10 protein-coding genes, 2 tRNA genes and 1 pseudogene are annotated in these 14808 nt (G+C 67.7%); 1 reads left to right on the forward strand and 12 read right to left on the reverse strand.

Features of this window, described 5'->3' with window-relative positions; genetic code table 11:
- Positions 1-330: 330 nt before the first annotated feature.
- From mobF to WBP48_RS16085, 5 genes are all read right to left on the reverse strand, one after another.
- Positions 331-3765: a MobF family relaxase gene (mobF, locus tag WBP48_RS16065; RefSeq protein ID WP_424441756.1), complete on the reverse strand. Its 3435-nt coding sequence runs from the start codon at positions 3763-3765 to the stop codon at positions 331-333.
- A 171-nt stretch (positions 3766-3936) separates the two neighbouring features.
- A complete protein-coding gene (locus WBP48_RS16070) occupies positions 3937-4503 on the reverse strand; it encodes a DUF5710 domain-containing protein (protein ID WP_424441757.1) in 567 nt (188 codons plus the stop codon).
- Between the two features lie 89 nt (positions 4504-4592).
- Positions 4593-5642 (reverse strand): zeta toxin family protein, encoded by a 1050-nt coding sequence (locus WBP48_RS16075; RefSeq protein ID WP_424441758.1) that lies wholly within the window; start codon positions 5640-5642, stop codon positions 4593-4595.
- The gene (locus WBP48_RS16080) at positions 5642-5863 is read right to left on the reverse strand and encodes a hypothetical protein (protein WP_424441759.1); all 222 of its coding nucleotides are present in this window, start codon (positions 5861-5863) and stop codon (positions 5642-5644) included. Before WBP48_RS16080 ends, WBP48_RS16075 begins: the two co-directional genes overlap by 1 nt.
- Before the next feature lie 136 nt (positions 5864-5999).
- On the reverse strand, positions 6000-6698 hold the full coding sequence (locus WBP48_RS16085; RefSeq protein WP_424441760.1) for a hypothetical protein: 699 nt from the start codon (positions 6696-6698) through the stop codon (positions 6000-6002).
- A 452-nt stretch (positions 6699-7150) separates the two neighbouring features.
- On the opposite strand from WBP48_RS16085, the pseudogene WBP48_RS16090 reads away from it, so the two are divergent.
- Positions 7151-8188, forward strand: a pseudogene (locus WBP48_RS16090) (recombinase family protein); the annotation flags it as partial.
- 135 nt (positions 8189-8323) lie between these two features.
- On the opposite strand, the gene WBP48_RS16095 reads toward WBP48_RS16090, so the two are convergent.
- The 7 genes from WBP48_RS16095 to WBP48_RS16125 all read right to left on the reverse strand — a co-directional run.
- Positions 8324-8701: a hypothetical protein gene (locus WBP48_RS16095; protein ID WP_424441761.1), complete on the reverse strand. Its 378-nt coding sequence runs from the start codon at positions 8699-8701 to the stop codon at positions 8324-8326.
- Between the two features lie 43 nt (positions 8702-8744).
- Positions 8745-8817: transfer RNA gene (locus WBP48_RS16100), tRNA-Ala, on the reverse strand.
- Positions 8818-8842: 25 nt separating this feature from the next.
- A tRNA-Ile gene (locus WBP48_RS16105) sits at positions 8843-8919 on the reverse strand.
- Positions 8920-9165: 246 nt separating this feature from the next.
- On the reverse strand, positions 9166-9567 hold the full coding sequence (locus tag WBP48_RS16110) for a DUF3566 domain-containing protein (RefSeq protein ID WP_424441762.1): 402 nt from the start codon (positions 9565-9567) through the stop codon (positions 9166-9168).
- On the reverse strand, positions 9564-12161 hold the full coding sequence (gene gyrA, locus WBP48_RS16115; RefSeq protein ID WP_424441763.1) for a DNA gyrase subunit A: 2598 nt from the start codon (positions 12159-12161) through the stop codon (positions 9564-9566). Before gyrA ends, WBP48_RS16110 begins: the two co-directional genes overlap by 4 nt.
- Positions 12162-12225: 64 nt before the next feature.
- The gene (gene gyrB / locus WBP48_RS16120) at positions 12226-14268 is read right to left on the reverse strand and encodes a DNA topoisomerase (ATP-hydrolyzing) subunit B (protein WP_424441764.1); all 2043 of its coding nucleotides are present in this window, start codon (positions 14266-14268) and stop codon (positions 12226-12228) included.
- A 133-nt stretch (positions 14269-14401) separates the two neighbouring features.
- Positions 14402-14808, reverse strand: a 407-nt coding sequence (locus WBP48_RS16125) for a DUF721 domain-containing protein (RefSeq protein WP_424441765.1), incomplete at its 5' end; no start/stop codon positions are given.

Genomic DNA, 14808 nt, shown 5'->3' on the forward strand with positions numbered 1-14808 from the left:
ATCCCCCGTCGTCAGCGCGACGACATGATCCTTCGGCCTGGGCATAAACGACTCCTCCCGATCAAGTATCAATCAGGACAAGCCAACCCCACCAATACCCACCAATTTAGAAGCGACACTCTACTAGGACCATTAACAGCACATGCGCGTCGGTCGCGGCAGGATAGCGGGGGGCTTGCTGGAACGTGTCGCTGATAGTTCTCTCGGTCTTGTTGCAACGCCTTTCGCGCAAGACAGGCAGCGTTCGACCGTCCCCATTCAGCACGACGGCGCTTACGGCCGAGAAGACGTTAGTCACAGCGGCCAGCCAACCTGCCTGAACCTCCGGTGCTACCGTCCGAGCCCACGGCCGGTTCGCGTGGAGCCGTCCGGTCGTGAACTCTGGATAAGGTCGTGGGCTTGTGCGGTACGCGCCTTCCGTGCGGCCTCCGCCCTCTCGACGGCTTCGCGGCGGGCATGTTCGTGCTCAGCGCGGTCGTGGACGAGCCGGGCGGCTTCGGTGACGGGCATTGCCTCGATCTGGGTGAGCTCGCGGCGGGCCTGCTCGGCTCGTTGCCGCCACCGGGCCGCTTGCTGGTGGGGGCTCGTCCGTGCACGGTTGCCGAAAACCCGGCCCGCGAGGGCCACCCGCTCGTCCAGGTGTCTCCGGTCGAGCTGCTTCTGTGCGTCCTGTGCCGCGTCCGCCTGGGCTGCGGTATCGACGACCGATGGGTCGGTCTCGGCCTGCTGCGCGGCGACGGCTCGCGCCCACGAGGCCAGGCCGGTGGTGGTGTGTGGGACGCTGCCCCACCGCTGACGGGTCTGCTTCTCGACGCTCTCGCGCTCCACGTTGGCTGCGGTCGCGGCGCGGGCGGCGGCGCGCTTGCGCAAGCCTCGCGCGGTCGTTCGGGTGCGGGAGGCTTCCCACGCCCGCTCTCGTGCGGTCAGGAGCGCGGTGCCGTCGGTGGTGGCCTGGGCGGCGAGGGGGCCGAAGACATCGACGCGCACCTGCTCGGCGTGGGCCTGCGCGGTGGCGACGATCACCTGCTGCTCATCGGCCTCCTTCGCCTGCTCCTGGCGTTGACGGGTGACCGCGACAGCCGCCCGCTCCCAGTTCACGGCGGCCTGTTCGGCCTGCTCGATCAGGTCCGCCAGCCGCGTGCGCTCAGCATTCACGATGCGCACCGGGCCCTCGTCCCTCAGCCCGCTCACGGCGCCGTGTGCGCGTTGGGTGGCCTCGTGCAGGCCGCGGTCGGCGCGGTCACGCTCCAGGGCGGTGGTGAACTGCTCCCGGGCGTCGGCGAGGTCGGCGGCGACGACGTGCAGCCGATTCTTCTCGCGCCCGCGGGTGAGCCCGACATAGACCCCGGCCGCGCTCAACCCGTCCGAGAGAAGGGTATGCGACTCAGGCGCGGTCACACCTTGGACACCGTAGGCGGTGGCCGCATAGGCCAGGTGGGTGTGCTCGGTCACGTACTCGGCGGGCAGACGCACACTCGCCCGGTGCTTCCGCTTCGTGTCCGTGTCGCGGACCCAGAGGCTGCCGTCCTCGCCGACGTGGTCGACGGTCCAGGTCTGCCGGTTCGCCACCCCCACCCCGGCATCGTTGCGCCGCGTCTGCACGAGGTCACCCCGGCCGATGGGCAGGCCGTCACTGCCCTCCACCGTGGCGGTGTCGTCGACCAGCCCGGCCCGGGCACGGGTCTCGCGGATGAGCGCGTTGAGGTCGCGGGCTTCATCGTTGGTCGCGGTCGTAATCGCCTCCCCCTCCACCCGCTCGGCGGCGATCGCCTCCCGCGCCACCTCCGGGTCGGCGTGCAGGCGCACAAGCCCCAGGGCGTGGAGCCGATCAAACAGGCTCGCGGGGTCCTGTCCGGCTCTCAGGTCGAGGGTGAGCTGGGCGTACGCAGCATCGGTGAACCGATGCACCGACGTCATGTCAAACACCTGTGGTGCGAGGGTGGCGGCGATGTCGAACACCCCGCCCCGTCCGGCCGCAGGCAACTGCGCCCGATCACCCACCAGGGCAAGCGTCGCGCCGGTCTCGTCGGCGACGGTGAGCAGGGCGAGGGCGGTGTCCTGGTCGAGCATCCCCGCCTCGTCCACCACGATCCGTTCTCCGCGTGCGAGCCGGGCGGCCTCGGCGGGTCCGTGGTAGGTGGCGCCGGTCTCGGGGTCGGTGTCGCCGGGTGCGAGGCGGGTCCAGATGCCGTCGGTGTTCCACCGGAACCCGTGCGCGTGCACGAGCGCTGCCACCGAATCCGTCGGCACACCCAGAGTGGTGGCGGCGACGTCGGCGGCCTTCTTCGTCGGCGTCACCACCCGCACACCCCGACCCTCCTCCCTCGCGGCACGGATCGCGGCACCAAGCATCGTGGTCTTCCCACTGCCTGCCGCGCCCTCGACCACCACCAACGCTGCCGTCGAAGCCACCGCTTCGGCAGCGCGCGCCTGGTCAGCGTCGAGGCCCTCTGCGTCCACATGCGGAGTTGCGCCGTCGGCGGACCGCCCTGCGCGGGTCGTGAGCCTGTCGCGCAACTCGGTCTCCACCGCCACGACGTGCACCGTCGTCAGATGCACGACGTGCTCCGGCCGCGGTGCATCCGGAGGGAGGATCGAGAGGCAGTCCCCGACGGCGAGGCAGGTGGAGAGGGTGAAGAACTCGCGCAGCTCGGTGGGGGTAGCGTGCACGCCGGTCTCGATGACGATCCGCGACACCTGCTCTTGCACATCATGCACCGTCCACGCCGACGCGCCCGCCGCGCACCGATCCAGCGCACGCGAGGCGACCTCCTGCATGGCGAGGTCATCCAGGCTCCGCGCCGGTTGCACGGCCGCGCGCGGGAGGTGCGGGGTGTAGCCGGCGCCGTGCAGCTCCCGCAACCACCCCTCCTCTGAACCGAGCTGCGACGGTTTCTTGTTCGGGCGCTCGTGGTCCCACGCCGCAGCGAGCAGCCGCGATCGCACCACCGGCCCGGCCTCTTCGCCCGGATGCGCGTCCTCCCACTCCGCAGTGAACGCCTCCAGGTTGCGGGCAACCTGCGCGCCCCGCTTCGACATCAACCCATTCCACGGGGTCAGCTCCGCGACCTCCCCGGACACGGGGTCCAAGGTCAGGCCGTGCGCGTCGAGCACCGATGCGAGCTGCGGGTGTGCGGCCAGAACCGCGTCGCCGAGGGCGCGGATCGCGCCTTGCTGCTTGAACAGGGCGCCGGTGTCCAGGCCGCGCCACTTCCCCGCCGCCCAGACGCGAGTGCCGATCTGGACATGGACATGCCGGTGCGGATCACCCGCCCTGCTCGTCCTGTGGGAGACCGCGACCGTTTCGAGGTGTTCGACGGGCACGACCTCCTGCCGCCCCCGCGGCCCCACCCTGGTCACGGAGTGCTGACCCAGCCAGGAACGGATCTCGACCACGGCGTCGCGCTGCGCGGCATCGAGGGCTTCGGAGACGTCAGGGTGGAGGGCTGCGGCGATCGAGAGGGACTTGGGGGTGTTGACGACCATCTCCATGAACCGCGGGCTCCCCCGCCTCCCCTCACCCGGCAGCCGCGGTGTGCCCATCGACTCACCCGTGAGCGGGTTGGTCCAGTCCACCCACTGCGCGTACTCCCCAGGACTCAGCGCCAGCTCGCCGATGGTCTCCCCGCGTGCGTTGACGGCGGTGAACTCCGCCAGGGCGGTGCCGCCCTCCAGGTAGTACTCATCGGCGCGGGAGCGGTCGGACTCAAGGTACCGGCGCGCGTCCGCGCCAGAGCCCCGGAACGGGATCACGCCCCCACGCATCGACACCGCCTCCGATCGCCCACCACCACATAACTAGTGTACTGGCAACTACCGCAGGTAGTATACGTTCATTCAGAAGAAGGAGGGGCGAGAGTTGAGGAGAGGTCGGCGCAGAGCGTGCAGGAGGCGCGATCGGGGCTGCGGCGAAGGAGCGGTGGTTCGCGCTGATGGTCAGCGGCGACGCTTCTGTTGGTCGCGGAGGTCGCGCCAGTCGTGGATGGTTCCGGTGATCGTGTCGAGCTGCCGGGAGTCGGGATTCCAGCGGATCGCGGTTCCTGGCGTGAGGGTGTGTTCGAGGACTTGGGTGATGTGGACGAGGAGCCGCCAGTGGACGTCCTCACGGCGTTGGAGGTGATGGCGCCATTCGATCGGCTGAGTGACGATTATCGGTCGCCGCAGCAGCCGGGTTTGAATCTTCGCCACTTGGATCGTTCCGGCCCGGCAGGTGGAGTCGCACATGTGGCAGAACCAGCCGTAGGGCGCCCGGATCGCCCACGGCAGCGGTTCGGACTCAGCGACGTCGCGCAGTAGCACGGCTGGGTCGTTCGACCACGACGGTTCCGCTTCGGCGGCGCGAGCGGGTGCGGGTTGCGGAGCTGGTGGAAGCCATCGGCCCAGGGCGCGCATCCCGGGGCGGGGGGCGTACCAACGACGCGTCTGCGGGTCCCACCGGGCACCGGCCGCTTTGGCTTGGTCTTTCTCGCGGTAGGCGACGTCGAGCCAGATTCTTGGTGCCATCGCCGCCCCCCGACGTGTCGGCGCTTCGTCTCTCCACCGTACAGGCTGACACGCCCCTGGTTTGAGCGCCAGGCCCCACGCTGTTGAGGTCAGCGCCCGAGACTCGGTGGTTCCCGGCGCGGGGCCTGTGGGCGGCGTTCCAGTGGCGGTGCCGGCGGCTTCCGTTTCGGGAAGAGCTCGGGTGGCAGCACCCGGCGCAGGTGGGCGTGGCGTTCGCGCTGCTCGCGTTGCAGGGCGGCCACGGGCGCACCGGGGGTGAACATCATCGAGCGGAGCATCTTGTGCGCGTCGGCTTGCAGACGCAGGTAGGTCGGCGCGGTCTCGGGGCCGAGGTAGCCCGGCCGGGCAGCCGCGTGGGTGAACACTGCGGCGTAGTCCCGCAGCCACGCGACGGTCTCCGGCACGGCGAGTCTGCGGTGCTGCTCGGCGCGCAGCACCGCGGCAGCCTCCGGGGGGTGCACCCATTCGCCGGTGTCGGTGCGGGTGTTGTCGTAGAGGAGGCGTTCGCGGGAGAACACCTGCACCTGCGCGACCTGCGGGAGCGCTTCGAGCGCCGAGACAACGAACGGGGAGTGCTCTATCGCGGACTCGTGCGCGCTCGGGGGTGTCCATCGGCCCACCTTCGGATAGCCGCCCGCCAGGGACCGCATCTCCGCCGACAACCGCGACACCACCCCGGGGGTGGCAACAGCGGCGACCTCGACCCGGTATCCGGCCTCGGCAAACCGGGTCGCGGTGCCGGTCACCATCGCCGGATCGCGGAAAGTGCCTTCCAGCAGCAGCGAGTACCGGTGCGTGCGGGCGTGTTCGATGGCCAGTCTGACGAGTCCGCCCGAGACCGGGGCGGTCGCGTTCGGCATCGCCAACGGTGCCTCGTTGACCAGGCGGTCATAGTCGGGGTGATACCCGCGCAGATCATCCCCGGTGACCTCGACCAGATCATCGCCGGGATGCTCAGCCAGGATGGTCCGTTGCGCCTGGGTCTTGCCCGCTGCCGGCTGCCCACCCAGCAACACCGGCACCGGGCGCTCACGCCCGGACAGGTGGCCCGTGAACAACAGCTCACGCGCCTCGCCCGTGAACACCCGGTCGAGCCAGTCCTCGCTACCGACCGGAGGCTCGTCGCCTGGTTCGCTCATCACGCGTCGCGCAGGGCGCGGGCCTCGTCCTCCCAGGCTTCATCCTGAGCGATCAGCCCGGCACGGTCGTCAGGGTCCAGAGCCTTGACCTGCTGCATGACCAGCCGCTCACGCGCCGCCCAATGCTCCCGCTCGGCCTCGTCACCAGCCCCGCGCCGCCGGTTCAACAGCAGCGAAGCCAGGACGGAGGCAGTGTGACGGGCGATGTCGTAGAGCATCACGGTAGAAACATGCGTGAAGTCCGGACGCGTCCGCGGCACCGGAGCCTTCGCGGTCAGAATCGAGTCACTCACTGCCTCACCCCTTCTCGTCCTGGCCCCATTTTACCGACCCTCGCCTCCGTGCCACCGGGCCGCCTCATCCGGCGCGTCCGCGGCGGCCCGGCGGCAGGAGTCCCTTGCGGCGCGCGCGGGCGACCCAGCCCTGCGCGGTCGAGAGCGGCACGCGACTGATGTCGGCCATGCGCGCGGTCGGGTTCGGCTCACCGTCGTCGACGAGGCGGGTGTGCTGCAAGGCGACCAGCTCGTAGAAGTCCGGGGTGCGCTTCGGGTTCCCCAACGACTTCATCACGTCCGCCGAGCGCAGTGTGCGTCCGGAGGGCAGCGTCATCGTGCCTTCGTGGAAGCCGGTGGCGCCGGTGACGGCGAACTGGCGGCGGTTGATTGCCGCCTCGATCTTCGACGTCGGCAGCTCCCGCAAGATCGGGCTCGCGACCGGGTCACCGGCCCATTCGGGCAAGTAGGTGATCCCGGTGATACGGACCTCGCCCATCGGGCGCTGATCCAGCACGTTCTGCCGTTGCAGACGCAGCAACACCCGCGTCCCCGAGGCCGTGTGGCGGATGAGGAACCAGCGTCCGGAGTCGATGTTGTTGTGACTCGATCGCAGTCCACGGTTCAGGCCCGGCTCGGGGTCCACCCACTCCTCATACCGCAACGACTGGTCGAGCTGGGCACTGTCGCGGTCGGGGTCGATCGGCGAGGAGGCGGGCATCTGCCAGCCCGCAGGCAAGTCCTCCGGCACCAGCAGTGGCACGCTCTCCAGCTCTTCGACCATGCTTCTGATCCTACCTCAACCTCACGCAATGGCCGTTACGCCATGTCTGCGCTACGGTAGATAGCCGTACTGGCGTATCTGCTGTTCCGTGAGTAAGAGATGAGTGACCCGGCCCGAACCACACCGAACAAGTGTCCGCGACGCGCGGCTCGGGGCGGGAGCGCGCCAGGAGCACGGAGCAACCCGCAGTTGCGGCTTCGGGTCGTGCGACGAGTGGAACCGGATATGCGGCGGCTGGTGGAGTGGGTGCTGGGCATCACCCAGGCCCGCTACGACGCCCACCTGGCCGGGGAACCCGATCCCTACGGCCTCCCGGCACCCGACAGCCTCGGCACGGTGTCAGAGGCACGCGAGACAATGGAACCCGAGCCACCGCACCAACGAAGGAGCACCGCATGAGCACCACGACCGCTCCCACCCTCACCCCCGCATCGCCTGGCGTCGCCGACGACATGCCGGTCCTGCTCGCGGTGTCTTACCTGCGCGTCTCCACTCGTGAGCAGGCCGAGCGTGGCGGCACCGACGAGGGGTTCTCGATTCCCGCGCAGCGTGAGGCGAACCAGCGCAAGGCCGACGAACTCGGGGCGCGGATCGTGCGTGAGTTCGTCGATGCCGGGGAGTCCGCTCGTTCGGCGGATCGTGACGGGCTCCAGGAGATGTTGGCGTTCATCGCCGCGAGCCGGGTGCAGTTCTGCCTCGTGCACAAGCTCGACCGGCTCGCCCGCAACCGCGCCGACGACGTGAAGATTCACGAAGCCCTCATCAGCGCAGGCGTCACTCTCGTCTCCGCGACGGAGTCGATTGATCAGACGCCGTCGGGGATGCTCGTCCACGGCATCATGTCCTCCATTGCGGAGTTCTACAGCCGCAACCTGGCGACGGAGGTGACGAAGGGGCTTACGCAGAAGGTCGCGCAGGGTGGCACGCCCATGCGCGCACCCATCGGCTACCTCAACGTCCGCCGCACCGACGAGGCAGGCCGCGAAGTCCGCACGGTCGAGGTTGATCCCGACCGCGCCCCGCTGATCCGGTTCGCGTTCGAGCACTACGCGACCGGCGAGACCTCCGTCACTGGACTCTTGCGGGAGTTGACCGCGCGGGGGTTGTTGACCGTGCCGACGCCGAAGCGCCCCTCGAAGCCGCTCGGGAAGAACACGCTCTACAAGCTCCTCACCAACCCCTACTACGCCGGAGTCATCCGCTACAAAGGTGCGCTACATCCGGGAGCGCACGACCCGCTCATCGAACCGGCGTTGTTTGATCAGGTGCAGTCGCTCCTGCACGCTCGCCGCGCGAAGATGACCCGCCACGTTCAGCACGCGCACCATTTGAAAGGGCTCCTGCACTGCGGCACCTGCGGGTCGCGGATGCTGCTGGACTTCGCCACCAACCCGCGCGGCACCACCTACGCCTACTTCGTGTGCTCCGGCCGCGCCGCGAAGAAGACGAACTGCACCCGCAGAGCCGTGCCCGTCGCGGTCGCCGAACGCCTCGTCGCCGACTCCTACGCGAGCATCACGATCAGCGACACCACCTACCAGCGCCTCGCCGCCGACGTCGATGCCGCGTTCGACAAGCGCAACACGAGCCAGGATCAAGAGCTTGCGGACCTGACCGCGAACAGGTCACGCCTCGAAGCGGAGTCCGACAAGCTGCTCGCGGCGCACTTCGCTGACGCCATCGACCTGCCCACGTTGAAGCGTCACCAAGACCGCATCCGCGCGGGACTGGCCGATGTGAACCGCCGCCTTGCGGAGCACAGCGAGCACCACACCGGCGGGCGGGCTTTCCTGCACGACTCGCTCCGACTGCTCACCGACGCACATCACGCCTATGCACACTCCGGTGACGCCGAGAGGCGGCTCGCGAACCAAGCCTTCTACACGCGGCTCGACATCACCGACGACGAACAGTTGCAGCCACGCCTCGCGGAACCCTTCGCGACGATCTTCCGCGAAGCACACGCGGGCGGTGACGAAGGCAAGGAAGCCAAACGGGAACACTCAACATCTACGCATGTCGCGTGTTCCCGTAAGACACTTTGGGTGGAGCCTAGGAGATTCGAACTCCTGACATCCTGCTTGCAAAGCAGGCGCTCTACCAACTGAGCTAAGGCCCCGTATGTGATTGTGAGGGCGGGGTAATGGTGGGGATACCAGGACTTGAACCTGGGACCTCTTCATTATCAGTGAAGCGCTCTAACCGCCTGAGCTATATCCCCGCAACCTCCAAGACTTTACCTGAAACTCGGGCCTATCCCTAATTCGCGTGAGCCGGGACCCGCTGACCGCGAACCTGTCCACTTGCCGAGTTCCGCCGCATGCACAGTCTCGAGACGACCAAAGTCGGCAAGTCGCTGAGCGGGGGTTCGGCGACTTGCCGAGATTTGTCGTTTGGTGGCTGCGGATCCGACAGAACGTGGCAAGTCGAGCATGCGGGGCGCGCGGGCCGCGCAAGCACACCGAGGTCAGTTCGAAGTGAAGCCGACGAGCAGCCCGCCGGTCACCTTCACCATCAGGTTGTAGATCCCCGCGATGACCGCCCCGAGCACCGTGACCACGATGAGGTTGAGGATCGCGACGATGGCCGCGAAGGCCATGACCTGCGGTAGATCGACGTAGGTGCTCAGCGTGAAGTTGTCATCGAACGCCGTGAACAGGTCGTCGAGCTTGGTGATGAGGCCCGTGGTCTTGATCACCATGAATACCAGAAGAGTCGTCACGATCGTCACGATCGCAAGAGCCACTGCTGCGAGGAACGAGAGCTTCAGCGCGGACCAGAAGTCCACATACACCAGGCGCAAGCGCACCTGCTTGGCGGTGGTCTTGCTCGAGGACTTCCTGGCGAGCTTGTCGGCTACCGTGCTCATGCGTCCGTGTCACTTCCTTCGGGGCTCGCAGCGGGGGTGTGCTCTGCGGCTTCTGCGTTCTCGGCCGGCTCCTGCTCGTGGCGCAGAGCTCGTTCACCATTGCGGGCGATCGCGAGGATGCGATCGTCGTCATCGGGACGGGCGAACACGACGCCCATGGTGTCTCGGCCCTTGGCGGGCACCTCGGCCACGGCAGAGCGTACCACCTTGCCGCTGGCAAGAACCACCAAGACCTCGTCGTCCTCGCCGACGATGAGACCGCCCGCGAGATCGCCGCGATCCTCGTTCAGCTTGGCCACTTTGATGCCGAGGCCTCCGCGCCCCTGCAGGCGATACTGGTCGACCGCCGTGCGCTTGGCATACCCGCCCTCGGTCACGACGAACACGTACGCGTCGTCCTTGGCGACGGATGCCGAGAGCAACGTGTCGCCGGCGCGGAAGTCCATCGCCTTGACACCCTCCGTGGACCGACCCATCGGACGCAGCGACTCATCCGTCGCGGTGAACCGCAGCGACATGCCGTGCCGCGAGATGAGCAGGATGTCGTCGTCCTCGTCGACGAGCAGCGCGCTGACCACCTCGTCGCCGTCCTCTTCCTCGGTGCCGGCATCGTCAGAATTGGCCCGCAGCCGGATCGCGATGATCCCGCCCTGGCGGTTGGTGTCGTACTCGCTGAGCGCTGTCTTCTTGATCTTGCCGTCGCGCGTCGCGAGCACGAGGTACTGCGCCACCGTGTAGTCGCGGATGTCGAGGATCTGCGCGACCTGTTCACCGGGCTGCAGCGCAAGCAGGTTCGCGACGTGCTGGCCCTTGGCATCCCGTCCCGCCTCCGGCACCTCGTACGCCTTCGACCGGTAGACCCGGCCCTTGGTCGTGAAGAACAGCAGCCAGTGGTGGGTCGTCGTGACGAAGAAGTGCTCGACGACGTCATCCGCGCGCAGCTGCGCGCCCTTCACGCCCTTGCCGCCGCGGTGCTGCGAACGGTAGTTGTCGCTGCGCGTGCGCTTGATGTACCCGTCGCGGGTGACGGTGACGACCATCTCCTCCTCGGGGATGAGGTCTTCCATCGACATGTCGCCGTCGAATCCGTGCAGAATGTGCGTGCGGCGCTCGTCGCCGAAGCGCTCCACGATGCCGGTGAGTTCTTCGCTGATGATCGTGCGCTGACGCACCGGCGAGGCGAGGATGTCGGTCAGATCCGCGATCTTCAGCTCGAGTTCGGCCGCCTCGTCGATGATCTTCTGACGCTCCAGCGCCGCCAGGCGCCGCAGCTGCATCGACAGGATCGCGTTCGCCTGGTCGTCGTCGATCTCCAGCAGCGTCTTCAATCCCTCGCGGGCATCGTCGGCGGTGGGCGAGCGGCGGATGAGCGCGATGACCTCGTCGAGCGCGTCGAGCGCTTTGAGGTACCCGCGCAGGATGTGCATGCGCTTCTCGGCCTCGTTCAACCGGTACTGCGTCCGGCGGACGATGACCTCGATCTGGTGGTCGATCCAGTACGTGATGAACCCGTCGAGCGCGAGCGTGCGCGGCACACCGTCGACGATCGCCAGCATGTTCGCGCCGAAGTTCTCCTGCAACTGCGTGTGCTTGTACAGGTTGTTCAGGACGACCTTGGCCACGGCATCCCGCTTGAGGACGATCACGAGCCGCTGACCGGTGCGGTCGCTCGTCTCGTCGCGGATGTCGGCGATGCCGGTGATGCGCCCGTCGCGCGCGAGATCGCGGATCTTCAGGGCGACGTTGTCGGGGTTGACCTGATACGGCAACTCCGTGATGACGAGGCACGTGCGACCGTGGATCTCCTCGACGTTCACGATGGAACGCATCGTGATCGACCCGCGGCCGGTGCGGTACGCGTCGCGGATGCCCTTCGTGCCGAGGATCTGCGCCCCGGTCGGGAAGTCCGGGCCGTGGATACGGCTCATCAGCGCGTCGAGCAGTTCCTCCCGCGGAGCGTCGGGGTGCTCCAGCGCCCACAGCGCGCCCTCCGCGACCTCGCGCAGATTGTGCGGCGGGATGTTGGTCGCCATCCCGACGGCGATGCCGACCGAACCGTTCACGAGCAGGTTCGGGAACCGCGACGGCAGCACCATCGGTTCCTGCGTCTTACCGTCGTAGTTCGGCTCGAAGTCGACGGTCTCCTCGTCGATGTCGCGCACCATCTCCATCGCGAGCTGCGACATCTTCGTCTCGGTGTACCGGGGAGCCGCGGCGCCCTGGTTGCCGGGAGAACCGAAGTTTCCCTGACCCTCGGCCAGCGGATATCGCAGCGACCACGGCTGTACGAGCCGGACGAGCGCGTCGTAGATCGCGCTGTCGCCGTGCGGGTGGTACTGACCCATGACCTCGCCGACGATGCGGGCGCACTTGTTGAAGCTCTTATCGGGACGGTATCCGCCGTCGTACATGCCGTAGATCACACGGCGGTGCACGGGCTTGAGCCCGTCGCGCACGTCGGGCAGCGCGCGACCGACGATGACGCTCATCGCGTAGTCGAGGTAGCTCCGCTGCATCTCGACCTGCAAGTCGACCTGATCGATGTTGCCGTGGTTGTGCTCGGATGCCGGGTCGGGGCGCTCTTCGTCAGTCATGTCTGCCTATCGGTGATCGAGTGCGTCGGCGAAGCCGACGTGTATCGAGATCATGGTTTCCCGCTCAGATGTCCAGGAAGCGGACGTCCTTGGCGTTGCGCTGGATGAACCCGCGGCGCGATTCGACGTCCTCGCCCATCAGGACGGAGAAGATCTCGTCGGCCGCGGCCGCGTCGTCGATCGTCACCTGGCGAAGCGTCCTCGTGTTGTGGTCCATCGTCGTCTCCCACAGCTCCTTCGGGTTCATCTCGCCGAGACCCTTGTAGCGCTGGATGCCGGACTCCTTCGGAATCCGCTTGCCGTTCGCGAGGCCGTCGGCCAGCAGCGCGTCGCGCTCCTTGTCGCTGAAGACGTACTCGTGGTCGGCGTTGGACCATTTCAGCCGGTACAGCGGCGGCATCGCGAGGTACACGAAGCCCGCCTCGATGAGCCCGCGCATGTAGCGGAACAGCAGGGTCAGGAGCAGCGTCGTGATGTGCTGCCCATCCACGTCGGCATCCGCCATCAGGACGATCTTGTGATAGCGCGCCTTGGTGATATCGAAGTCCTCGCCGATGCCGGCGCCGAACGCGGCGATGATCGCCTGGATCTCGTTGTTGCCGAGCGCGCGGTCCAGCCGCGCCTTCTCGACGTTGAGCACCTTGCCGCGCAGCGACAGGATCGCCTGCGTCTCGGGATCACGCCCGCGCACCGCCGAGCCACCGGCCGAGTCGCCCTCGACGAGGAAGATCTCGCTGATCGAGGGATCCTTGCTCGTGCAGTCCTTGAGCTTGTCGGGCATGGATGCCGACTCGAACACGCTCTTGCGGCGCGCCGTCTCGCGCGCCTTGCGCGCCGCCAGCCGGGCTGTGGCGGCGTCGATCGCCTTCGTGATGACGCGCTTGGCCTGCTGCGGGTTGCGGTCGAGCCAGTCGGTGAGCTGGTCACCGACGATCTTCTGCACGAACGCCTTTGCCTCGGTGTTGCCGAGCTTGGTCTTGGTCTGGCCCTCGAACTGCGGCTCCGACAGCTTGACCGAGATGACGGCGGTGAGACCCTCGCGGATGTCCTCGCCGGTGAGATTGTCGTCCTTCTCCTTCAGCAGGTTCTGCGCCCTGGCGTACTTGTTGACGAGGGTCGTGAGCGCTGCACGGAAACCCTCTTCGTGCGTGCCGCCCTCGTGCGTGTTGATCGTGTTGGCGAACGTGAAGACGTTCTCGGTGTAGCTCGTCGTCCACTGCATCGCGAGCTCGAGTGAGATGTGCCGGTCGGTGTCCTCGGACTCGACCTCGATGATGTCGTCGTTGACGACCTCGGCCTTGCGGATCTTGTTGAGGTACTCGACGTAGTCGACGAGGCCGCGCTCGTAGTGGAAGTCGTCGAACGGCTGCTTGTGGATCGCCTGGCCGTCCTCGCCGTCGACGACGTAGCCGGATGCCGGGCGCAGATCGCGGAGCGTGATCCGCAGCCCCTTGTTGAGGAACGCGGTCTGCTGAAAGCGGGTGCGCAGCGTGTCGTAGTCGAAGTCGACGGTCTCGAAGATCGTGACATCGGGCCAGAACGTGATGATCGTCCCGGTCTCATCGGTCACCTCGCCCCGAACGAGCGGGCCCTCCGGTTTGCCGCCGTCGGCAAAGCTCTGTCTCCAGACGAAGCCCTGCCGTCGGATCTCCACGTCGAACCGCGTGGAGAGCGCGTTCACGACGGAGGAACCCACGCCGTGCAGACCCCCCGAGACGGCATAGCCTCCACCCCCGAACTTGCCGCCGGCGTGCAGCACGGTGAGCACGACCTCGACGGTGGACTTGGTGGGGTCGGACGCATGCGGATCGACCGGGATGCCGCGGCCGTTGTCTACGACACGGATCGCCCCGTCGTCGAGGATCGTCACCGAGATCGTGTCGCAGTACCCGGCGAGTGCCTCATCGACGGAGTTGTCGACGATCTCGTAGACGAGATGGTGCAGGCCCCGCTCACCGGTGGACCCGATGTACATGCCGGGACGCTTGCGCACCGCCTCGAGGCCCTCGAGCACCTGGATGGCGTCGGCCCCGTACTCGTGCTCCACCCGGTGTGACAGGTGAGGGGGGAGTTCCTGAGGATCGCTGTCGGGGGTCTCAGACGTCATGTGTTCACGCACTCCTGGCTCCGACCGCCAGGCGCGGTCCTCCATCGACCGAGTCTACCGTTGTTTGGGGTCCGCCGACGCGCCAACGGCCCTGTGGCGCGTTGGAATGCGACGGGATGCCGCGGGACGTGGCTCAGCCGTAGGTATCGCGAGGGCCGCGCCCTGGAACGGCTCTGGGGCCCCATTTCCAGGAGGGAACGTCAGGCCCGACGAAACGGACGTTATGCACACCGGCATCCGGAAAGCGTCTCATCAGCTGCGTGACGATCTCGCCGCGCATGAGCTGGAGGTTCTTCGCCCACGCCGTCGAGTCGCACTGCACCGTGAGCAGGCCGTCGGAAAGGGCCACCGGATGCGCGTGGCGCGCCGTCTCCTCGCCCGCGACGTCGACCCACTGCAGCACGAGATCCTCGCGCGCCAGCTGCGAATCCCAGCCCTCCTGCCTGGTCAGCTCGGCGAGCACGTCCCCGACGCCTTTCGGGTCGCGGCCCGGCGCGAACGGCTGCTTGTCCTCGTCGTCGCTGCCGCGCGTGCGTCGCC

Source organism: Microbacterium sp. (assembly GCF_049661145.1).
Lineage (GTDB): Bacteria > Actinomycetota > Actinomycetes > Actinomycetales > Microbacteriaceae > Microbacterium.